General features: G+C 57.9%; 18 protein-coding genes and 3 pseudogenes. 8 read left to right on the top strand and 13 right to left on the bottom strand.

All coding sequences use genetic code 11. The annotated features are described in order from the left end of the window. Positions 1 to 695: 695 nt before the first annotated feature. The 3 genes from H9642_RS03135 to H9642_RS03125 form a co-directional block, all read right to left on the bottom strand. Complete coding sequence (locus tag H9642_RS03135; RefSeq protein WP_251834941.1) at positions 696 to 1,364, bottom strand: trimeric intracellular cation channel family protein; 669 nt, start codon at positions 1,362 to 1,364, stop codon at positions 696 to 698. Continuing rightward, positions 1,351 to 2,634: a M20 family metallopeptidase gene (locus tag H9642_RS03130; RefSeq protein WP_251834940.1), complete on the bottom strand. Its 1,284-nt coding sequence runs from the start codon at positions 2,632 to 2,634 to the stop codon at positions 1,351 to 1,353. Before H9642_RS03130 ends, H9642_RS03135 begins: the two co-directional genes overlap by 14 nt. A 110-nt stretch (positions 2,635 to 2,744) precedes the next feature. Next, positions 2,745 to 3,200 (bottom strand): hypothetical protein, encoded by a 456-nt coding sequence (locus H9642_RS03125; RefSeq protein ID WP_251834939.1) that lies wholly within the window; start codon positions 3,198 to 3,200, stop codon positions 2,745 to 2,747. Positions 3,201 to 3,494: 294 nt separating this feature from the next. On the opposite strand from H9642_RS03125, the pseudogene H9642_RS03120 reads away from it, so the two are divergent. After that, positions 3,495 to 3,678, top strand: a pseudogene (locus H9642_RS03120) (hypothetical protein); the annotation flags it as partial. Here H9642_RS03120 and H9642_RS03115 read toward each other — a convergent pair. Further along, positions 3,675 to 4,154: a VOC family protein gene (locus H9642_RS03115; RefSeq protein ID WP_251834938.1), complete on the bottom strand. Its 480-nt coding sequence runs from the start codon at positions 4,152 to 4,154 to the stop codon at positions 3,675 to 3,677. The pseudogene H9642_RS03120 and the gene H9642_RS03115 overlap by 4 nt on opposite strands. A 410-nt stretch (positions 4,155 to 4,564) precedes the next feature. On the opposite strand from H9642_RS03115, the gene H9642_RS03110 reads away from it, so the two are divergent. The 3 genes from H9642_RS03110 to H9642_RS18305 are packed head-to-tail and all read left to right on the top strand — an operon-like array spanning position 4,565 to position 5,936. Then, the gene (locus H9642_RS03110; RefSeq protein WP_251834937.1) at positions 4,565 to 5,056 is read left to right on the top strand and encodes a MarR family winged helix-turn-helix transcriptional regulator; all 492 of its coding nucleotides are present in this window, start codon (positions 4,565 to 4,567) and stop codon (positions 5,054 to 5,056) included. Continuing rightward, on the top strand, positions 5,049 to 5,807 hold the full coding sequence (locus tag H9642_RS03105) for a class I SAM-dependent methyltransferase (RefSeq protein WP_251834936.1): 759 nt from the start codon (positions 5,049 to 5,051) through the stop codon (positions 5,805 to 5,807). The genes H9642_RS03110 and H9642_RS03105 overlap by 8 nt, the downstream gene beginning before the upstream one ends. Then, positions 5,808 to 5,936 carry a hypothetical protein gene (locus H9642_RS18305; protein ID WP_286010173.1) on the top strand — a complete coding sequence of 43 codons (129 nt, stop codon included), beginning with the start codon at positions 5,808 to 5,810 and terminating at the stop codon, positions 5,934 to 5,936. It begins immediately after the preceding gene. Between the two features lie 110 nt (positions 5,937 to 6,046). Here the strand turns inward: H9642_RS18305 and bsrA are convergent, their stop codons facing one another. Then, positions 6,047 to 6,955: a LysR family transcriptional regulator BsrA gene (gene bsrA / locus H9642_RS03100; protein WP_251834935.1), complete on the bottom strand. Its 909-nt coding sequence runs from the start codon at positions 6,953 to 6,955 to the stop codon at positions 6,047 to 6,049. Between the two features lie 87 nt (positions 6,956 to 7,042). Between bsrA and H9642_RS03095 the strand changes: the two genes are divergently transcribed. Beyond that, a complete protein-coding gene (locus tag H9642_RS03095) occupies positions 7,043 to 8,173 on the top strand; it encodes an SRPBCC family protein (RefSeq protein ID WP_251834934.1) in 1,131 nt (376 codons plus the stop codon). Beyond that, positions 8,149 to 8,420, top strand: a pseudogene (locus H9642_RS03090) (LrgB family protein); the annotation flags it as partial. The gene H9642_RS03095 and the pseudogene H9642_RS03090, both read left to right, overlap by 25 nt. Positions 8,421 to 8,474: 54 nt before the next feature. Here H9642_RS03090 and H9642_RS03085 read toward each other — a convergent pair. Next, entirely contained in the window at positions 8,475 to 9,404 is a 930-nt protein-coding gene (locus tag H9642_RS03085) for a malate dehydrogenase (RefSeq protein WP_251834933.1), read from the bottom strand. Positions 9,405 to 9,573: 169 nt separating this feature from the next. Between H9642_RS03085 and H9642_RS03080 the strand changes: the two are divergent. Then, positions 9,574 to 9,747, top strand: a pseudogene (locus tag H9642_RS03080) (glutathione binding-like protein); the annotation flags it as partial. Between the two features lie 296 nt (positions 9,748 to 10,043). On the opposite strand, the gene H9642_RS03075 reads toward H9642_RS03080, so the two are convergent. The 4 genes from H9642_RS03075 to H9642_RS03060 form a co-directional block, all read right to left on the bottom strand. Then, on the bottom strand, positions 10,044 to 10,553 hold the full coding sequence (locus H9642_RS03075) for a flavin reductase family protein (protein WP_251834932.1): 510 nt from the start codon (positions 10,551 to 10,553) through the stop codon (positions 10,044 to 10,046). A 149-nt stretch (positions 10,554 to 10,702) separates the two neighbouring features. After that, positions 10,703 to 11,731 (bottom strand): methionine synthase, encoded by a 1,029-nt coding sequence (locus H9642_RS03070; protein ID WP_251834931.1) that lies wholly within the window; start codon positions 11,729 to 11,731, stop codon positions 10,703 to 10,705. A 23-nt stretch (positions 11,732 to 11,754) separates the two neighbouring features. Continuing rightward, a complete protein-coding gene (locus H9642_RS03065; protein ID WP_251834930.1) occupies positions 11,755 to 12,738 on the bottom strand; it encodes a DUF1852 domain-containing protein in 984 nt (327 codons plus the stop codon). A 450-nt stretch (positions 12,739 to 13,188) separates the two neighbouring features. After that, positions 13,189 to 13,845: a M23 family metallopeptidase gene (locus tag H9642_RS03060; RefSeq protein WP_251834929.1), complete on the bottom strand. Its 657-nt coding sequence runs from the start codon at positions 13,843 to 13,845 to the stop codon at positions 13,189 to 13,191. 215 nt (positions 13,846 to 14,060) lie between these two features. Between H9642_RS03060 and H9642_RS03055 the strand changes: the two genes are divergently transcribed. Next, positions 14,061 to 14,621, top strand: coding sequence for a lipid-binding SYLF domain-containing protein (locus tag H9642_RS03055; protein WP_251834928.1), 561 nt, complete (start codon positions 14,061 to 14,063; stop codon positions 14,619 to 14,621). A 35-nt stretch (positions 14,622 to 14,656) separates the two neighbouring features. Here H9642_RS03055 and H9642_RS03050 read toward each other — a convergent pair whose 3' ends face one another. The 3 genes from H9642_RS03050 to scpC form a co-directional block, all read right to left on the bottom strand. Beyond that, positions 14,657 to 16,138 carry a sensor domain-containing diguanylate cyclase gene (locus tag H9642_RS03050; RefSeq protein WP_251834927.1) on the bottom strand — a complete coding sequence of 494 codons (1,482 nt, stop codon included), beginning with the start codon at positions 16,136 to 16,138 and terminating at the stop codon, positions 14,657 to 14,659. A 371-nt stretch (positions 16,139 to 16,509) separates the two neighbouring features. After that, positions 16,510 to 18,714: an OsmC domain/YcaO domain-containing protein gene (locus H9642_RS03045; protein WP_251834926.1), complete on the bottom strand. Its 2,205-nt coding sequence runs from the start codon at positions 18,712 to 18,714 to the stop codon at positions 16,510 to 16,512. 305 nt (positions 18,715 to 19,019) lie between these two features. Continuing rightward, positions 19,020 to 20,531, bottom strand: coding sequence for a succinyl-CoA:acetate CoA-transferase ScpC (gene scpC, locus H9642_RS03040; RefSeq protein WP_251834925.1), 1,512 nt, complete (start codon positions 20,529 to 20,531; stop codon positions 19,020 to 19,022). Positions 20,532 to 20,853 lie beyond the last annotated feature (322 nt).

The raw sequence follows: 20,853 nt of genomic DNA, 5'->3' as shown, positions 1-20,853 counted from the left end.
GGTGTGGGTCAACACGAAGACCCATTTCATAACCCTCATTCCAGAGCTGTTTAAAGCCTAAACGAAGCCGGCCACAAGCCGGCTTTGTTTAGTCCTTTGTCCCGTCCTGAATAGGTTTACACCTTTCTCTCGAGAATCTGGAGGTCTCGATGGATCAAGGTGTTAAGCGGACCCAGCGTGATTACTCCCTGACTTTTAAGTTGGCCGTGGTCGATCAGATCGAAAAGGTGCTCGATGCCTTACAGGTGCGAGGCCTCCGCGAAGGCGAAAACCCCGCCCGCTGGCGTGGCCACCTAAACACCTCTTGCGCAAGGCGCAGAAGCGCAAGGCTCGTCAGCGGCAACACTTCCCGGCCATGCGCTGGCAAGGATGTGCCTGCCCTCATGAACACCCTCGCCCAGCGCGAGGAACTGCTGCCACTGCCACCCGCCTGCTTATCCTCACCGGCGCCCGTGCGCAGATGGTGCGCTTTGCCACGCAAGACGAATTTGAAGCCGCAGGGCTGATTGCGGTAAACCCGCTGCTTACCCTTGGGATCGGTTTCGGTCATTCATGACCGACAACAACCGGACCCAAAGCAGCCATTAACGAGAGGCAGACATCGGCCAGGAGCAGCCGCTCGGATGTACCTACAAACCAGGGGCGATTCAAACATACTCCTCGCGGGTTCCGTAGGTCGCTTACCGGCTGTAATGCTAGTTGTCACCCCCATCCTTTCGCCCCTCCACCCCGGCCCTCCCCTGCGCAGACAAGTGCGCAACGGGCAAATGCCAGCCGTAGCGAATCGCCATGAACCGCAGGCCAAAGCACAGTAGCCCTCCGGCCAGGGCGGAGATGCCGTAAGGCAGGCCTAGCTGGTCGCCGCTGACGACGATGCCGGCACCGGCCAGGGCGGCAACCGCGTACAGGTCGGAGCGCAGCACCTGGGGAACTTCGGCGACCAGGATGTCGCGGGTAATGCCACCGCCAATACCGGTCAGCATACCCAGCAGCGCGGCCATGACCGGGCTGAGGCCGAATTCGATGGCTTTCTGTGCGCCGGCCACAGCAAAGAATGACAGGCCAGCCGCGTCAAACAGCGCCACCGGACTGCGAAGCCGGTCAACGCCGGAGTACAGGAAGAAGGTGATGAGCCCGGCCAACACCGATACCAGCAGATAGCGCCCATCGCTCAGTGCGGCCGGCGGTACTGCGCCGATCAGTACATCCCGGACGATTCCGCCGAAGTTGCCGGCCACGAACGACAGCACCAGGATACCGAAGAGATCCAGCCGACGATTGACCGCAAGCAGCGCGCCGCTGATGGCGAACACGAAGGTGCCGCCCAGGTCCAGCACACGCACGAAGGTTTCAATCGTGGTCATGTCGGCCCAGCCAGGCCAGGGCGCCGACCACCATTGCCTCGGTTCCCGTTGCCAGGGTGGGGTGCAACACCGGCGCGAATGCCGGGCTGTGATTGACCGGCAGTTGATTCAGCCGGCCTTCTGCCTTTGCGCTGGCCCAGGTCTGTGGATCGGTACCGCCAACGAACCAGTACACGGAGGGTGCCTGCCAGGCTGTGCCGAAGCAGCCAAAATCCTCGCTCGCCGGTGCCGGCCCGGTATGGCTGACCCGCTCCGTGGAGAAATGGCAACGAAACGCCTCGGCGATACGGTTGCTGGCGGTTTCGTCATTGACGTTCAGCGGGTAGCGATCGAGCGGCGTGATCTCCGGTTTGCGCGGCGCTCCCGATGCCTCGGCCTCGGCATTAACGATGCGCTCAATCGCAGCCAGCACATGCTCACGCACGCCGGGATCGAAGGTACGCACGTTGAGCTTGATGATGGCCTCATCCGGGATGACGTTTTCCTTGGTACCCGCTTGCAGCACACCCACCGTGACCACCGCCGCATCGGTGGCAGCCACTTCCCGGGAAACGATGGTCTGCAGACGCAGAACGACGGATGCCGCCATGACGATGGGGTCGACACTCGCCTGGGGCATCGAACCATGGGCGCCACGCCCGAACAAGCGGATCTGCAGGCTGTCCGCCGCCGAGGTAATCGGTCCGGCGCTGCCCGCCACACTGCCGGCAGGACCGACCATGACGTGCTGGCCCAGCACCACATCCGGGGCCGGGAAGCGTTCGAGCAGACCGTCATCGAGCATGGCCTGCGCACCTTCCGCCGTCTCCTCGCCCGGCTGGAATACCACCATCAGTGTTCCCTGCCAGGCATTGCGAGCCTGAGCCAGCAGGCTGGCGGCACCGATCAGCCAGGCGACGTGGATATCGTGACCGCACATATGCCCCACCGGCACCGTATTGCCCTCGGCATCCTGGCTAGTGACCTGGCTGGCGTAATCCAGCCCGGTGCTCTCGGCAATCGGCAGCGCATCCATGTCCGCCCGCAGCATCACTGTCGCCCCGCTGCCATTGCGCAGCAGTCCCACGACACCGGTGCCACCCACCCCGGTGGTGACTTCGTACCCGGCCGCACGCAACCGCTCGGCAGCGATGCCCGCGGTGCGCGTCTCCTGCATCGATAACTCGGGGTGGGCATGAACGTCCTTGTACAGGGATTCCAGATCAGGCAACAGCGCGTTCAAGTTCGCTAATACTGCAGCAGCGCCGCTGTCAGTCGCTTGTTGAGCCATGGTGCTCTCCTGCGTTAAACCGACTCGTCGTACATTGCTTTGCTGCCGGCTTGCTCGCAGGCAAGGATTTCTCGACCCTGATGTCGGTGTTTAAAACTTGACTTGCAGATTCAGGGAGTGACCTGATAGCCACGTTGCTGCAGGCACGTACTGTAGGCGGATGCATTGGCAGCACTGTCCTGCCGTGTGTTTCGGCGATCCTGGCGCTGCCGGGATCCACCTACGACCATGCCTGTTTTTGCGGCATCCTTGGACTGACTCTGGCGGTATTCCTGTTTGGTATCCGAATCCAGCCGGTCATAGGCATTCGAATTCTGACTTGCGCGCACATCGTTGACCACGGCACCGGCTACCGCGCCCTTCGCAGCCCCTCGGGCGCGTCCTCCAGACTGGGAGCTGTCTGTGCTCGCGCTGCTCGTAGTGCCTGCTTGAGTCTGGCAGGCACTCATGTCTTGCTGCATGGTTTCCTGAGACTGCCCTTTTAGTGGTGACACTGTCTGGGCAGTCGCATAAAGACAACACACAGAAAGGAGTGAAGCTACGAGGGGAACAATAGGCTTTTTCATAAAGACTCCGAGAAAGAGCGCTCTCGAACTGACAGCTTAGCTTGCCCTTCCGACCAAGGTCTCTCCAAACGTAGCACTCACCTGGTGTTCCCCTCACTCCAAGGGGCGTCTATTTCGGGAAGATCATTGGTGGTGGCAACGGCCTGTATCTGCAGATAAGCAAAGCCGGCTTCCGAGCACGAGGGAGACGGGAAATGCGGTTGGGGCCCTACCCATCATTTCTCTCGCCGAGGCCCGCAAACTCGCCACTGAGCGATGCGGAATGCTGATCCCAGGCACCGACCCACTCGGCCCAACGAGTTCACCCACTATCCGCGTGAAGTCTGTGAACTGGCCTTGAGCGCAACCAGACCGAAGCCGCTTACTCGCGCTCCGATCTGCTGGAGAAGCGCCGGCATTGATGAATGACTGGGCGGCGTTTTGTGTGAGCGAGTGCAGGCCAAGCCGTATGGCTGTTTACGGTAAGGCCGCTGCTTAACCCTTCAGTGCAGCTTCGATTGCAGCGATATCGATCTTTTGCATACCCATCATCGCTTCGAACGCGCGCTTGGCGGCCGCTCGATCAGGGTTGGTAATCGCGGCCGTCAGAACGCGCGGAGTGATCTGCCACGACAGGCCCCATTTGTCCTTGCACCAACCGCATGCGCTTTCCTGGCCACCGTTTCCAACAATCGCGCTCCACAAGCGGTCCGTCTCGGCTTGGTCGTTGGTCGCAACCTGGAACGAGAAAGCCTCGCTGTGCTTGAACATCGCCCCTCCGTTCAGCCCGAGGCAAGGGATGCCCATGACCGTGAATTCGACAGTCAGAACATCACCCTGCTTGCCTGCGGGATAATCGCCAGGGGCGCAATGGACAGCACCCACCGCGCTATCCGGAAACGTCTCGGCGTAGAACGTCGCAGCATCCAACGCAGTGCCGTCGTACCAGAGACAGACCGTATTTTTATTGATCATCTTGAATCTCCACGGGACTGATCTCGATTCTAGCCGCGCAACTTGCCTTGAGCGTTACAGAGCATGTCGCTTCCTGACCAACGCGGTCTTCAACCCCAGGCTGGGAAAGTTCGTTCGCAAATTGAAATGCAACGAGGATCAGGCTGCGCTGACAGCGCCGCGTCAGGCTGTGGCGCCTCATTTACTTCAATATCGATCAGCTATCGCCCGCATCAAACGCCTGCCGGCTCGCTGCCATCGCACATCCCCTTGATGTTGAGCCCTCGGCAGGTCCAAACACTTAATCGGCCGACCTGTCATTTTGGCGCACTCCACTCTCCGCCTTAGCGGGGCCGATCCTGGAAGGCGGGACGACTTGCAAAGTACATTACAGCTAATGTAATTAACTCCCAACTGTCGGAGGCGCCGCCATGAACAGAAACAACGAGCCCGGCCTGGGCGAACTGCTGCGTTATGTATCGGAGTTGGTGGAGTTCGGGGCCGAGGAGCATTACCAGCAGATGGGCCTGAACTACCGGGCACGCTATACCCCTGTGCTGCGAGCCATCCGTTCGGGCGCGCAGACGGTTACGGAGATCACCACATGTACCCATCTGACCCAGAGCGCCATCAGCCAGACAGTCGGCCACATGGAAGCTGACGGAGTGATTTCCCGCCAGCGCGGCGAGGATGCTCGCAAGAGCGTTATCCAGCTGACACCGGTCGGAAAGGAACTGATGGCGAAGCTGAGCTCGCACTGGACCGCGACCTTCAACGTCATCGAGCAGCTTGAAGAAGAAATCGGCTACCCGCTGCGCTCTGTGCTGAAGGACACGGCCAGAGCGTTGGAGCGACAAGGTTTCTCGCAGCGGCTGACTCATATCAAGCAGAACCTCGCAGCGGGAGGCACCAACGATGAATAGCTCCGCCACAACACTGAAAAACTGGTTTGAGCAGGGTGGGCAGGCCTACGCGCGCTTCAGGCCGGAGTACCCGCCGGAGCTGGCGGCCTACCTGGCCTCGGTGGCCCCTGACAGGAGGCTCGCGGTCGATGTCGGGTGCGGTAACGGTCAACTGACCAAACACCTCGCCGCGCATTTCAGCACGGTGGTCGGGCTCGATCCCAGTGGGGATCAGATCACCCACGCCGTGCCGCAGGAAAACGTGAGCTACGACAGTGCACCGGCGGAAGCCCTGCCGCTTCCAGGCCGCTGTGCCAGCCTGATTACTGCCGCACAGGCTGCGCACTGGTTCGACCTGCCCAAGTTTTATAGCGAGGCCCGCCGGGTGGCGGTACCGAATGCGATTCTGGCGCTGATCAGTTATGGCGTGCTGTGCCTGGGCGGCCCGCTGGGGGCTCGCTTCGAGCAGTTCTACTGCCACGAGATCGGCCCGTACTGGCCCGCCGAACGCAAGCTGGTGGACAGCGGCTACGCAACCCTCGATTTTCCCTTTACCGAATTGGAAGGCCCCTCGATCGCCATTCACCTCGAGTGGTGCCTCGAAGAGTTCCTCGGCTATGTCTCCACCTGGTCGGCGGTGCGCAGCGCCAAGGAATCCGGGCGAGAGGAAGTCCTTCATCGCTTCGCCACAGACCTCGCCGAGCTATGGGGTGACCGCGCGATCCGGCACTCGATCACTTGGCCCATCAACATGAGGATTGGACAATTATGAGTGCCCCTGTCAGTGGGACTCACCCACAGCGAATCCTTCGTTGAGGGGCTGCACCCGTTCCTCTCGACGGCGCAGCGCACGGTGGGCATCCATGTCCATGTCAGCCACGTCGCCCGCTACGCCGATTGAGATGGAAGTGACTGCTAATGTCGAGCTCACCGCCATCGAGGGCAAGCCACTGATTTTCAAGTGGAGTATCGGGAAAGTGAACTAGCCAAAAGCAAACGTTGCCCTCAGATTCATTCGGGGTTTGTTATCGCGGAGAGCTGCTTTCGCAACCACTTAAGTCCGACGGATGCATCTTGCTGCCTGTGCCAGATCAGGCTGACCTGAACGGGCGACATGGCCAACGGGAAGGGAAAAACTTGCAAGGAGTACTGTCGCGCAAAGTGCTCGGCGAGTGGTTTGGGCACGGTTCCCAGCAAATGAGTTTGCGAGACAACTGATGGGATCGCCAGATAATGAGGAACGAATAGCTGCACCTTTCGTTGAACCTTGGCAGAGCCCAGAACGATCTCCAGGGGTGAGCCACGGCCGGCACGGGGATGAACCGAGACGTGATAGGAGTTCTGGTATTGCGATAGGGTCAATTGCCCCTCGATCTCGCGGTGATTCGAACTGGCAATAACCACGAGCTCTTCCTCACGTAATGGCTCGTATCTCAATTCGTCGTCGTCGAAGTGCAAATAGTCGATCGCCAGATCCAACTCGCCGGTCCCCAGGCGCTTGACCAAAATGTCCGCATCGTCCGAGTGCACAGAAAGCACCAACCGCGGCGCTACGGCATGCAACCTCGAAAGTACACCTGGCAGAAACACCGCCTGCGCATAGTCATTCATCGACACCCGAAAGGTTAAATCGCTTTCGACATCAATCTCTTCCTGCGGCCCCAGTCCGATACGCAGCAAATGCAACGCTTGGCGAACCGGCCCATAGATGGCGTGCGCCTGCGGGGTAGGCACCATCCCTCGTGAGGTGCGCTGGAACAGCGGCTCACCGAGTTGATTGCGCAAGCGAGCCAGAGCGTTGCTAACGGTTGATTGGCTCAGGTGCAACCGCACGGCAGCTCGTGAGAGGTTTTGCTCCTGCATCAGTGCGTCAAACACCAGGAGCAGGTTCAAATCGATCTGACGCAAATTCGTAATCACGAATAAATCTCTTTCTTAATATCCATTAGAAAAATAATGCTTCGTGCAATATTGTCCTGTCAATTCCTCGACTGGATGGATACGGATATGCAGTTCGATACGACCGGCTTTCGTGCGCGGTATCGCGCGAGCATCAATCCCCGCTACAGCGCCTGGCTGCATGGCGGCTTTGTTTTTCTGTTCGGCGCGCTTTGCATCGCATTTCTTTGGAGTCGGACCGAGGGCATCAAGTCCTGGGAGTGGCTGGCGGTGCCGGTGGCACTACTTCTTCAAAACTGGGGTGAGTACAAAATTCATAAAAATCTGGGCCACGTCAAACGTCGTTTCAGCAAGATGTTTTATCAACGCCATACCGGCGATCACCACAGCTTCTTCACTTACGGACAGATGAGCTATGAAGGCGCCAGAGATTGGCGGGTTATTTTGTTCCCGGCCTGGCTGATAGTCGTGTTTGCAGCGGTCACCCTGGCGAGTTATTGGGTGCTGAGCCATTGGAATATCAATGTGGCAGCCCTTTTTAGCGGAACGCTGCTGCTCGGCTATCTCGCCTACGAAACATTGCATGCTTGCGAACACCTTCCAGAACAACACCCCCTCTCGAAGCTGCCATGGGTCCGCCATATGCGGCGGTTACACGAACTGCACCACGCTCGCGACTTGATGCATACATTCAATTTCAACATCGTGTTTCCACTCTGGGACTGGATATACGGGACGCTCTACTGGGAAAAAGAGGGGTATGAAGAAGGCAACAAGATGATCTCCATGCAGCACCATATCGATATCAACCGTTCGCAAGAACGGGTGCTGAGCTATCTGGCCGTTCCGACACGTTGGCACGAATGGCATCACTATCCGGTGTCTATCAAAGGCCCCAGCGGTGTCCTCTCTGCCGGAGCCCATTTTGCATACACAGGCGGCCGCGCCGGCCATCTAATCTGGGATGTCATCGAATACGTTCCAGGACAGCGCTGGAAAGCGCGGGCGCGCGGGAGATACGGCCTGGTCATGTTTATGACCTACGAATGCAGTACGATTTCGACGAAAACTCGATTCACTCGCACGCTGGAGTACCGTTTCTCTCACCTATTCGGTCGCCTGGCCAACCGCATCTTTTTGCACAAGCGGATCGAGAAGGATTCCGCAGATCTGCTGAACAATCTCAGCGTTGTAGCCGAGCAGTTAATTCCTACATCCGCGGCCTCTACGCCCCGTTAATATGCTTCTTCGCAGCCTCTTGCCGACGCTGTTCACTCTGGGCCGGCGCCTTTGCCACCGCGCTGGGCGTGGCGCTGGCTTGGCCTGGCGTTGAGCGCATGATGCTGATGAGCTGACGCCGAAATCAGTGACCTCGCCCATCGCCATGCGAGTGGCCGAGCAAATCGGCGGGGTGATAACCCTGGCTGCGGTCTTCGTGCTGTTTACTGGGGTCCGTTTGGGCGCTTCGGCTAGACCTCAGTTACTCTTCTTCCCGGGAGACGAATCTCGTTGCGCCCCAAAGCCCCTCGCATACCCCCGCTCACAATGCATTCATTTCAGCAATATCACGCACCACCTGATCTGCAGAGTGGTCGAACATCACCTGCTCCTGTGCATCCAGAGGCAACTCGATCACGCGCACAATCCCCTTGTCTGCCAGCACACAGGGGACACCCATGGCAATCCCTGTTCGCCCGTACTCGCCCTCGAGAATCGCGACCGCCGGCAAAATGCGGTTTCGCCCATTGGCGATAGCATCCACCATCTGCGCAATGGCCACGCCCGGCGCATCGCAGGCGCTCCCCACCTTCTTCAATCCCAGAATCTCGCCGCCCCCCTGACGTGTGCGCTCCACAATCCGCTCAATCTGCTGACTGGACAGGAAGTGAGACAACGGCACCGAACCGACCGCGCAGTATCGCATCAGCGGCACCATGCTATCGCCGTGCCCTCCCAGCACCAACGCCGTGATATCCCGAGCGGAAAACCCTGTCTCCTCGGCAATGAAACACTTCATGCGCGCCGTATCCAGCACCCCTGCCTGACCGAACACCCTGTCGCGCCCCTGTCCACTGAGACTCCAGGCCCGATAAGTCAGCACGTCGACCGGGTTCGACACCACCAACACCGTCGCCTCCGGGGCATGACGATTAATATCCCGCATGATGGTATCGAGAATTGGCAGATTGATACTCAACACATCCTGACGCGACTGCCCAGGCTTGCGGGGCACACCCGCCGTAATGACCACCAGGTCAGAATCCTGCAGCATTTCGGCGTTGGACCCGCCGTAAACCCTGGTATCAGAACCTGACTCAACTGCCGCCTGCCAGACATCCAGCGCCTTGCCCTGTGCCAATTCACCCTGCACATCAATCAACATCAGTTCACGACAAAGCTCTTCCCGGGCAATGATCAGAGCCGCCGCCTCACCCACCAAACCGGCACCCACAATTGATAGCTTGTTCACTTCACACCTCCCTGCGGCTCGCGCCACCAGCAACACGCCCACCTGAGCAGAGAAGTATTACCCCCAAACGCTAAAAGGCCACCCGAAGGTGGCCTTAGTCGTTGTATCTGCTTTTCGCCTGCCCAGCGCGGCATAACTTCAGCCTCTGCTAAACCCCATCGACCGAAAACACCTAGAGCGAAATGACTGGCTTGCGATTGGTCGGCCCCCGATTGCGGATTGCGCGGTCTACCCTTACGTCGCGCTAGCCCCGGAAGGCGATGTGGATCTAAGACCGTACAGCCACATTGAAGGTTGGATTAAGCGGATAGAGGAACTGCCCGGTTATCTAGCCAAGCCCTGATCAGTGCTTGATGGCTAACGCTCCTCTCGGAAGCGGCCTCGAAACGTGTTCTAGGCCGCTTACGGCGCTTTCAAATCGAGCAGACGGACAGGCCGCTATCGACCGATTCTGTTGAAAAAGTCAGTTTCTGAGAGCGCGGCTATTCAGACGCTCGAAAAACATCTGGTTTAAGTGTTGCTACGCAAAAACCAAGACAGTTACGTCCGCTGAGTGATTTAGATTTCAACGTCGCTCACGCTCTTTCTTGGGAAAATATCGCAACGGGACTTTTTTAACAGAATCGACCCGAGGGCGCTTTAGCAGTGGCTGGGCTTATCGAGCGTGCAGTATTGCCCCTTGAAATACAGCAAGGGGCAATACTCAGAAGACTCATGCACATTCAGCGCCTTCACCTCTCCTACGACAATCACGTGATCCCCCGCCTCATACTCGGCGTGAATTTCGCAATCCAACCAGTTCAGGCAGCCGCCAATCAGCGGATTGCCCAAGGGCGAGGTTTGCCGGTTGATGCCCTGCCATTTGTCTGCGCCGCGCTGTGCGAACTGATTGGAAATCGTTGTTTGCTCATCGGACAGGATGTTGACGGCAAAGCGACCAGCCTGGCGGATTTTCGGGTAGCTCGATGACGTGGCCATCACGCTGAATGAAACCAGCGGCGGATTGACCGAGACGCTGTAGAACGACTGGCAGGTAAAGCCCACCGGCTCATCACCGGCGTCCGAGGTGATCACGGTGATTCCTGATGCGAAGTGCCCGAGCGCTTTGCGAAAGCTCAAAGGTTCGATGACTGGGCTGCCGAGAGACATTACTGATCCTAGCTACAGAGGCGAAACAGGAGTGCCTGGGCAAAGCCACAGCACATACAGAGGGGAAACGTAGGAGCTCGAACGCCATAAAAACATCTGCGCGCACCGCTTACGGGGCGCACAGGTGTTGTGAGCCAGAGCGTGCAGGCTTAGCCCAACAGCTCGCGGCGCACGATCTCGGCACCGGCATTAAGTGCGTGCAGTTTGCCGCGGGCCACGCGGCGCGACAATGGTGCCATGCCACAGTTGGTCGAGGGATAGAGCTTGTCGGCATCCACGAACTGTAGTGCCTTGCGCAGCGTGTCGGCCACTTGCTCAGGGGTTTCGATGCTGTCGGTGGCCACATCAATGGCGCCGACCATGACCTTCTTGCCGCGAATCAGCTCGATCAGGTCCATCGGCACGCGGGAGTTCTGGCACTCCAGCGAGATGATGTCGAGCTTGGACTTCCGCAACTTTGGAAAGGCCTCTTCGTACTGACGCCATTCATTGCCCAGGGTCTTCTTCCAGTCGGTGTTGGCCTTGATGCCGTAGCCGTAGCAGATGTGCACCGCTGTTTCGCACTTGAGCCCTTCCAGCGCGCGCTCCAGGGTGGCTACGCCCCAGTCGTTGACCTCATCGAAGAACACGTTGAAGGCAGGCTCATCAAACTGGATGATGTCGACGCCGGCAGCCTCCAGCTCCTTGGCCTCCTGGTTGAGGATCTTGGCAAATTCCCAGGCCAGCTTTTCACGGCTCTTGTAATGACCGTCGTACAGGGTGTCGATCATGGTCATCGGGCCGGGCAGCGCCCACTTGATCGGCTGGGTAGTCTGGCCGCGCAGGAACTTGGCATCTTCGACAAATACCGGCTTTGAACGCGATACATCGCCTACCACGCTCGGCACATTGGCGTCATAGCGGTTGCGGATGCGGACCGTCTCTCGCTTGGTAAAGTCGACGCCTTCCAGGTGCTCGATGAAGGTGGTAACGAAGTGCTGGCGGGTTTGTTCGCCGTCGCTGACGATATCAATGCCCGCATGCAGCTGCTCTTGCAGGGACACGCGCAGGGCATCCTGCTTGGCCTCCGACAAGGCCTCGCCCTCCAGTTTCCAAGGCGACCAGAGCGTTTCAGGCTCTGCCAGCCAGGACGGTTTCGGCAGACTGCCAGCGGTGGAGGTCGGTAGTAACTTTTTCACAAGGGTAATTCCTTCAACAAAAATCAGGCGGCGAAACGCTTGACCCACTGCTCCAGCGTCGACTGGTAGGGCTTGATGAGCTTCTCTTCGACAAATTGTCCCTGCTCAATGGCCAGACGGCTGCGCTCTTCGCGGTCATACACAATGCGCGTCAGCGAGTAGTCCTCATGGCTCAGGCTGGGCTGGTAGTGTTTGCCGGCCGGCGAGTTGGCGTTGTAGATTTCGGGACGGTAGATCTTCTGGAAAGTATCCATCGTGCTGATGGTGCCGATCAGCTCGAGGTCGCTGTAATCGGCCAGCAGGTCGCCGGAGAAGTAGAACGCCAAGGGCGCCACGCTGTTGGCCGGCATGAAGTAGCGCACAGCCAAGCCCATCTTGTCGAAGTACTCATCGGTCAGTGAGTACTCGTCCTGCAGGTACTCATAGCCCAGGACCGGGTGCTGGTTCTCCGTGCGCTGGTAGGTCTTGGTGCTGGAGACACTCAGGCAAATTAGCGGCTGCTTTTTAAAGTTCTCGCGGTAGGCGCTTGAGCTAACGAAGCTCTTGAACAGTTTGCCGTGCAGCTCACCAAAGCCCTCGGGGGTGTTAAAGCCGGGCTGGTTCTTGTTGTGTTCGAGCAGCAGCACGCTGAAGTCGTAGTCGCGCACATAGGAGGAGAAACTGTTGCCGACCACGCCGTCGATCTTCTCGTTCTTGTGATGATCGATGATGTTGGTCTTGAGCACCTCGATCAGCGGCAGGGACTGATCCGCGCCCTGCCCGTCGAGCTCGATGGCAGCCGAGATGATCTCCAGCTCGACCGAGTAGCGGTCGCCAGTAAGATTGTCCCAATGCGCCAGCGTGTTGAAGCGGTTGTTGATCATCTTCAGGGTGTTGCGCAGATTCTCCTGGCGGCGCTCACCTCGGGCCAAATTGGCGAAGTTAGTGGTCAGACGAGTGTTCTCGGCCGGCACGTAGTGCTCATCAAAACCAATGCTGTAAACGGAGAACTTGAAATCGGCGCTCATATGTCCAGTCGCTCTGATGCTTAAAATTAATCCTGACTGTTGGCATCGGTCTAGTGGCTAAAGACTTTTGTACCGAGGCCATCAATGGGGGCTTTGTCTGGGGGAATTTTCAGCACTGATGACAAATGAGGCAATCTCATTTAATTGATCATTAAGACAAATTTAACTCATGATCGAGGCGAGAGAGCGGCGCGCTTAGAGTTGGGCTGCGGATCGCACCTATTTTGGAGACGTATCAAGGCTTCAATAGGTGGTCTGATAAGCCACTGCGGAACAGGCCGCTTTTTTTGGGCCGATAGCAGCCAGTCTTGGGAGATCAGAGGCCAACCAAGTCAAAGTGCGGGTCAGCACGAAGTCCCTTCAAAACCCTTATTCCAGAGCGGTTATGACCTAAACCAAGCCGGCCACAAGGCTTTTTCTTACTCATACCCCCAGCAGCCATCCCGCCAGTCAGCGCTCCGCATCATTGAGGAATGGATATGGATTTACCGCCTCGCCTTCCCACCATTTCTTGTCGGGCCCCAACCGAAAAATCTCGAAATGCAGATGCGGCGCATCCGCTGCCGCGTTGCCTGTCACCCCAACATACCCGAGCAAATCCCCGCGCTTGAGCGCCGCGCCCTCTCTCAGCCCGGGAGCGAATGCGTCAAGGTGCGCGTAGTAGTAAGCGAACGTCGCATCGGGATCGAACTGGTAGATCGTAAGCCCGCCAGCCACGCTATTGAATAGCTTGGCCACCGTTCCATCGCCGGCGGCGATGACCGGGGCTCGCAGATCGGCTGCAATATCAATTCCTTCGTGTCGACGCTCGCCGCGGCATTCGTAGAAAGAATCCCGCAGGCTCACGCGCGTGACACCCATAACCGGGATGATCAAACGCGCGGCTGTGAGCAACTGCGCGCTCCCCTGCTCAGCCGAATTACCTGTGACGATGGCAGGACCTGCCCTTTCGGCAGAACCTTCGACATCATCGCCGCCGGCAATGCAGGTCTCACCTAGAACCATTTGGCCTGGTGATAGGGCTAACGTGACGATCAATATCTGCGCACCCAGCACTGAAGCTAATCGACCGACAGGCGTATGACGCGTAACCCTGGATTCGGACATGCAGACCCCGCATGGGCGTAGATGTTGAACGGCTCTAAAGCTGCCTTGGCAGGCCGGCGAAGGGATCATCGCTGCATAGCGACCACCGGAACTATCCGTTCTGCAGACCGCCAAAAGGTTAGTTCAGCCTCATACGACCGGGCGGCATTTGCTTCCGGATCATGCACCCGCTCGGCGGGACTCATCGATGCTTTACCGTAGAGAGGAGCATGAAAATGACCCACCCCCTGAGGTTCTATTTCGCAATCATTCTCGCGACCTTCTGGCTGGCATCAGCGAGCCTACTTAACAACGCAAGCGCCGCAACCGCCGAAGACCTGGATGCCGACGCCCGGCAGGCGCTGGAAATACTCTACAAGACCCACCCCTTTGCCGAGACCATTTCGAGCAACGCCAAGGCCGTTCTGGTCTTCCCGAATATCGTCAAGGCAGGGCTGGTGTTCGGGGGTAGTTATGGCGAAGGCGTGTTGATGCGCGGCTCAACCGTGGATGCTTACTACAACTCCGTATCAGGATCCTGGGGACTGCAGGCCGGTGCCCAGTCTTACGGTTATGCCGTGTTCCTAATGACCGACAAAGCGCTGAACTACGTGCGCGAAAGCAAAGGCTGGGAAATCGGTGTAGGGCCGACCGTGGTTGTGGTTGACGAGGGCGTCGCGAAGAACCTGTCGAGTACGACACTGAAGGATGATGCCTATGCGTTCATCTTCGACCAGCAAGGGCTGATGGCCGGAGTCAGCATCGAAGGCACGAAGATTTCTCTGATCAAACGCTGAGTCGACCCGTTTTGCGGCTGAGACAGCAGGGCAATCTAAAACTGACCCTGCTGCTCACCCGCAACACGCACCTGATTGCGACCCTCGTGCTTGGCTGCGTAAAGCGCGCCGTCGGCTTTGGCGATTAGCTGATCGACATCAACACGATCTACGTGCGTGCACGCCAAACCCATGCTGACGGTGATGGGAATGGTCCCGCCTGGAGTCATGATCGGTGCCTGAGCGATGGCAAGGCGAATTTTCTCGGCGACGCAGCGTGCGCCTTCGGCGTCCGTGTGCGGTAAGGCGATGGCAAACTCCTCGCCGCCGAGCCGGCCAAAAAGGTCACGCGAGCGAAGCATGCGGGTGCAGATGGTGGTGAATTGCTTGAGCACCGCGTCGCCGATGGGGTGCCCATAACAGTCGTTGACGCGTTTGAAATGGTCGATATCCAGCATCAGCAGGCTCAGACAATCACCATGACGACCAGTCCGAGCGAGTTCTGCTTCAAGCCTGTGGAGGAATGAGCGGCGGCTGCTGACGCCGGTCAGCGCGTCAGTATTGGCAAACTGGGACAGTTGATCATGAGCCAGACGAAGGCTGGCGGTGTTTTGAAAATACCGACGACTCAGCACGAAGATTAAAATCCCCGCAGCGAACAGCAGCACCGAAATGACGCCCGCCGAGACGATCAGCAATTCCCTGCGCTCCCGGTAGGCCGCCAAGAAATCCTTAGGAGCCAACAGCACAACCACCACGACGCCATACTCGTTGAGGCGCCGATAAGCACCAAGGTGGTACTCGCCGTCAAGGCTGCTTACGCCCTCGAAATAGCCACGCTCGGGGCTGCTCGCGTCAAAGTAGGGTTTGCTCTGGGGCACCTTGAATTGACCGTAACGCTCGATGATGGGCGAGCCGGAGGCGATGGCGCGCACGCTGCGGTCAGTGCCAAGCAACACAATGCTGCCGTTTGGCCCAACATCGATTTGCTCGTAGTAGTCGGCAAAGAAACTGGTGGGCACGGAATGCACCAGTACACCGGCAAATTGGCCGTTCTGGAGAATGGGGCGGGTGAACTGAATCGTCCACTGTTGCGATACCCGACCCAGCACCGGCTTGCTGATGAACAAACGGTCGACGTCGGGGTTGTCACGGTGAATACGGAAGTGTTCACGGTCGCTCAGATCCACTGGCTCGGCTTCCGGAGCGAGATTGGAATACATCAACCGACCTTCCTTGTTAATCACGGCAAACTGCGCAACGAAGCTGCCGTAGGGCTCCACCTCTCCCCTGACATAGCTGTGAAAGTCGGAATGCTCAAGCACGTCCTCGCGCATATCCAACAAAATAATATCCATCAACCTGATCACGCTGTGCACATGCGCTTCAAAGGCTGTTGCCAGGTTCATCGCATCATTTCGCGCAGCGCTTTCGGTCGAGGCGCGTTCATGCTTGATCTCATTCAGAACGAAGGCCCACATGGGCACCAGCGCAAGAAGCAGTATGGAGCCTGTTAAAAATCCCGCTTTGCCTTTCAAGCCTTCACTCCGCTGCACTCTCAGTGTTTCGTACACTGCAATGATACTTAACGCTTATATCGACTGAGCGTGCCACCCCATGAATGCGCTAACGGAAAAGCAACTGAAAAGGAGACCAACGGTAAGGAAACCCGGAAGAGGACAGATTTAGAAGTATGAAACCGAATCCAAATTTTCAAGGCCAAGGGTGTGGGTCCGCACGGAGCTCTCTTTCAAACCCTTATTCCAGGGTTGCCCAAGACTAAACGAAGCAGGCCACCCGTTCTTAACCGCAGAAATCTACCGAAACTCGCTGAATTCAGCGAGGTTGCGGTCGACAGAAAGCCAGCAACAAAAAAAAGCACCCGAAGGTGCTTTTCTTGTCAGCGCGCTTAATGGGTTAGAGCCGACACATTCGCCCGCGCCTTATGCAGCTTTTTAAAGCTGTCGATTAGTCGCAAGTGCCTATCGAGGCCTTCAAGTTTCATGCTCGTCGGCGTCAGGCCGAAGAAGCGTACGGTGCCCTCAACGGACCCCAGCGCGGCGTCCATGCGGGTGCTGCCGAACATTCGGCGGAAGTTGGCTTCGTAATCGGACATTTCCAGCTCGTCGTCCAACACCACTTCCAGCACCACGTTCAGGGCCTGGTAGAACAAGCCACGCTCGACGGTGTTGTCGTTGTACTGCAGGAAGGTTTCCACCAGCTCCTTCGCCTCGTCGAAGCGCTGCAAGGCAACGTAGATCAGCAGCTTCAATTCGAGAATCGTCAACTGACCCCAGTCCGTGTTGTCATCAAACTCAATGCCGATGAGGGTACTGATATCGGTGTAATCATCCAGTTCGCTTTCTTCCAGCCGCTCAACCAGCGCTTGCAGCTCATCGTCGTCCAGGCGATGCAAGTTGAGGATGTCCTCGCGGAAGAACAGGGCCTTGTTGGTGTTATCCCAAATCAGATCATCCACCGGATAAACTTCGGAATAACCCGGCACCAACATGCGGCAGGCGGTTGCGCCCAGGTGCTCATACACCGCCATGTACACTTCTTTGCCCATGTCTTCGAGTATGCCGAACAAGGTCGCGGCTTCTTCGGCGTTGGAGTCAGTACCCTGGCCAGAGAAGTCCCACTCGACGAACTCGTAATCAGCCTTGGCGCTGAAAAAGCGCCACGAGACGACGCCGCTGGAATCGATGAAGTGCTCAACAGAGTTGTTCGGCTCCGTCACCGCGTGACTTTCGAAAGTTGGCTGCGGTAAATCGTTTAGGCCTTCAAAACTGCGGCCTTGCAGCAATTCCGTCAGACTGCGCTCCAGCGCCACTGCCAAGCTGGGGTGTGCGCCGAACGAGGCAAACACGCCGCCGGTACGCGGGTTCATCAGGGTGACGCACATCACCGGGAATTGTCCGCCCAGCGACGCATCCTTCACCAGCACGGGAAAGCCCTGCTCTTCCAGCCCCTGGATGCCGGCCAGAATGCCAGGGTACTTTGCCAACACCGCGTCCGGTACATCAGGCAGTGCGATCTCACCTTCGATAATCTCGCGCTTTACCGCGCGCTCGAAAATTTCCGACAGGCACTGCACCTGCGCTTCGGCCAGGGTATTACCGGCACTCATGCCGTTGCTCAGGTACAGGTTTTCGATCAGGTTGGACGGGAAATACACCACCTTGCCATCCGACTTGCGCACATAGGGCAGCGCGCAAATGCCACGCTCCACGTTGCCCGAGTTGGTGTCGTACAGGTGCGAGCCACGCAATTCGCCATCCGGGTTGTAAACCGCCAGGCAGTGGGCGTCGAGAATTTCAGCCGGTAGCGCATCGTTACGACCCGGCTTGAACCAGCGCTCTTCCGGATAATGCACAAACGCTGCATTGGCGATGTCTTCGCCCCAGAACTGGTCGTTGTAGAAGAAATTGCAGTTCAGGCGTTCGATGAACTCGCCCAGCGACGATGCCAATGCGGCTTCCTTGGTCGCGCCCTTGCCATTGGTAAAGCACATCGGCGAGTGCGCATCGCGAACATGCAGCGACCAGACATTGGGCACGATATTGCGCCACGAGGCGATCTCAACCTTCATGCCCAGGTCCGCCAGAATGCCGGACATGGTGGCGATGGTTTGCTCCAGCGGCAGATCCTTGCCCGCGATATAGGTGCTCGTCTCGGAATCCGGATTCACCATTAGCAACGCCTGGGCGTCGGAGTCGAGATTCTCCACCTCTTCGATGATGAACTCAGGCCCGGTTTGCACCACCTTCTTTACCGTACAACGGTCGATGGAACGCAGGATGCCCTGGCGGTCTTTTTCAGAGATGTCCGCCGGCAGCTCGACCTGGATCTTGAAGATCTGGTTGTAGCGGTTTTCCGGATCGACAATGTTGTTTTGCGAAAGGCGGATATGTTCGGTGGGGATGTTCCGCGTCTGGCAGTACAGCTTTACAAAGTAGGCCGCACACAAGGCCGAGGAGGCTAGAAAGTAATCGAACGGGCCCGGCGCGGAGCCATCGCCCTTGTAACGGATAGGTTGATCAGCCACCACCGTGAAATCATCGAACTTGGCCTCAAGCCGAAGGTTGTCGAGAAAGTTGACCTTGATTTCCATGTGGGATTACCAGAATAACGAGCAGGACGAATTGGCCGCCATTATCCGGTTTTCCAGCGGGATGTCTTGTTCAGAAGCCGCAGCGATTTGCGTGTGGCGCACCTTGCGCACTGGCCATCACGCTCTGGAAAAGGGCTGCGCTGAGGTACGGGCTGAGCAGGACGCCCTCGCCAATCTGATCAGTGGCCAAAATGGCTGTGCCCTGACGGCGCGCCAACTCGCTCGAGCCCGGCCGAGTGTGAACGTCAAAAACAAAAAATCCGATGCCGGATACCCGGCATCGGATTTTAGGTGGTGCGGGTCGATTACTTCTTCAGTTGCATGGTGCCGTGTTCGGCCAGGTTGGTGTGCCAGGAGAAAGCCTTTTCCAGCACGTGCGGGGTATGGCCGCCGCGGGCCTTCGCCTCTTCGAGGTACGCCATGGCCTGATGCTTGTAGTCAGGGTGCATGCAGTTGTTGATGATGCGCTCGGCCGCCTCAACTGGGGCCAGACCACGCAGGTCCGCAAAACCCTGCTCGGTGATGATGCAGTCGACATCATGGTTGGTGTGGTCGACGTGGGTCACGAACGGCACGATCGAGGAGACGTTGCCGTTCTTCGCGGTGGAGGTGGTCACGAAGATGCTGATGCGCGCGTTACGGGCGAAGTCACCTGAGCCGCCGATGCCGTTCATCATGTGAGTGCCGCTGACGTGGGTGGAGTTCACGTTGCCGTAGATGTCCACTTCCAGTGCGGTGTTGAAAGAAATGATACCCAGGCGACGGATTACTTCCGGGTGGTTGGAGATTTCCTGCGGACGGAAAACCACCTTGCCGGCGTACTTGGCCATGTCGGACGCCAGGTTGTCGACACGCTTCTTGGACAGCGAGAACGCGGTACCGGCAGCGAACTTCACCACACCCGCGTCGATCAGGTCGAACACGCCGTCCTGCAGCACTTCGGAAGCCACCACCAGATCCTTGAACTCGGACGTGCGCATGCCGTTCAGGACGGCGTTGGCGACGGAGCCCACACCGGACTGCAGCGGAGCCAGGCTGTTGGTCAGGCGACCTGCCTTGACTTCGGCGCGCAGGAAGTCGAGCAGGTTGTCAGCGATTTGCTGGGTGTCTTCGTTCGGCTCGAACAGTGGCGAAGGGATGTCCGGCTGGCTGGACAGTACGATACCGCGCACCTTGGCCGGATCGACCGGAATGCCCACGGTGCCGATTCGGGTGCTGATGTCGTACACAGGAATGTCTTTACGCGAATTCTCACCGGCGGCGCCCGGCACGTAGATATCGTGCATGCCTTCGTACTCACGCGGAGCAGACGTGTTCAGCTCGATGATCACGTGTTTGGCGGTTTGTACGAAAATCGGCGAGTTGCCTACGGAACCGGTCGGAATGATCTGACCGTCTTCGGTGATAGCAGCGGCTTCAATGATGGCGTAGTCGACTTGCGGCAGGACGCCCTGGCGGATCAGTTCAGCCATGTGCGACAGGTGCTGGTCGATGTACAGCACTTCGCCGGCGTTGATCTTTTTGCGCTGTACCGGGTTGCCCTGATAAGGAATGCGCTTGTTGATGATGCCCGCCTCAGCCATGGACTGGTCGGCGGCCGGGCCCATGGAAGCGCCGGTGAACAGGTTGACCTTGAACTTCTCTTTCTGGCCACGCTCGGACAGTGCCCGAGGGAATTCCTTCGGTTCACCAAACAGAGTGAAACCACTCATACCCAGCGTCATGCCGTCTTCGATCCACGATGCTGCTTCTTCTGCCGATACAACCTTGTCCAGGAAAGCAGCATTGCGAATGTACTTTTTTAGATCCGTTGTCATGAAATCCACCTCTGAATTAATGCTCGCCTATGAGGATCTGCAGCGCATCACATAGCGCCCTGACGGTTCGAGTGTGTCAGGACTTCAAGCGTGGGAGGCTAACGCCATGTCGCTACCACCCAACCTACAGAACCTCACAAGGAATCATGCCGCGCTTAACGTCCGCTTTTTAATCGCTCACCGTATTCTAGGGTTACCCAGTTTTTTGACAGCTATACAAAGGTCGACCATCCGAGCATGTCGGAGCGGCTTGGCACGCACTAAACTCAGACGGTTGGGTTTGCAGCAAAACAGGATCGCCAAAAGAAGGCGGCGCCGGATT

The sequence above is a fragment of the Serpens gallinarum genome (assembly GCF_014836765.1).
GTDB classification, from domain to species: Bacteria; Pseudomonadota; Gammaproteobacteria; order Pseudomonadales; family Pseudomonadaceae; genus Serpens; species Serpens gallinarum.
Note: the sequence above shows the minus strand (reverse complement) of the source record. Positions and strands in the feature narration are given on the sequence as shown.

Excerpts from the sequence above, each read along its gene's own strand:
- H9642_RS03135 (WP_251834941.1), bottom strand. The coding sequence starts at position 1,364 with ATGACCACGATTGAAACCTTCGTGCGTGTGCTGGACCTGGGCGGCACC.
- H9642_RS03130 (WP_251834940.1), bottom strand. The coding sequence starts at position 2,634 with ATGGCTCAACAAGCGACTGACAGCGGCGCTGCTGCAGTATTAGCGAAC.
- H9642_RS03125 (WP_251834939.1), bottom strand. The coding sequence starts at position 3,200 with ATGAAAAAGCCTATTGTTCCCCTCGTAGCTTCACTCCTTTCTGTGTGT.
- H9642_RS03115 (WP_251834938.1), bottom strand. The coding sequence starts at position 4,154 with ATGATCAATAAAAATACGGTCTGTCTCTGGTACGACGGCACTGCGTTG.
- H9642_RS03110 (WP_251834937.1), top strand. The coding sequence starts at position 4,565 with ATGAACAGAAACAACGAGCCCGGCCTGGGCGAACTGCTGCGTTATGTA.
- H9642_RS03105 (WP_251834936.1), top strand. The coding sequence starts at position 5,049 with ATGAATAGCTCCGCCACAACACTGAAAAACTGGTTTGAGCAGGGTGGG.
- H9642_RS03095 (WP_251834934.1), top strand. The coding sequence starts at position 7,043 with ATGCAGTTCGATACGACCGGCTTTCGTGCGCGGTATCGCGCGAGCATC.
- H9642_RS03075 (WP_251834932.1), bottom strand. The coding sequence starts at position 10,553 with ATGTCTCTCGGCAGCCCAGTCATCGAACCTTTGAGCTTTCGCAAAGCG.
- H9642_RS03065 (WP_251834930.1), bottom strand. The coding sequence starts at position 12,738 with ATGAGCGCCGATTTCAAGTTCTCCGTTTACAGCATTGGTTTTGATGAG.
- H9642_RS03060 (WP_251834929.1), bottom strand. The coding sequence starts at position 13,845 with ATGTCCGAATCCAGGGTTACGCGTCATACGCCTGTCGGTCGATTAGCT.
- H9642_RS03055 (WP_251834928.1), top strand. The coding sequence starts at position 14,061 with ATGACCCACCCCCTGAGGTTCTATTTCGCAATCATTCTCGCGACCTTC.
- H9642_RS03045 (WP_251834926.1), bottom strand. The coding sequence starts at position 18,714 with ATGGAAATCAAGGTCAACTTTCTCGACAACCTTCGGCTTGAGGCCAAG.
- scpC (WP_251834925.1), bottom strand. The coding sequence starts at position 20,531 with ATGACAACGGATCTAAAAAAGTACATTCGCAATGCTGCTTTCCTGGAC.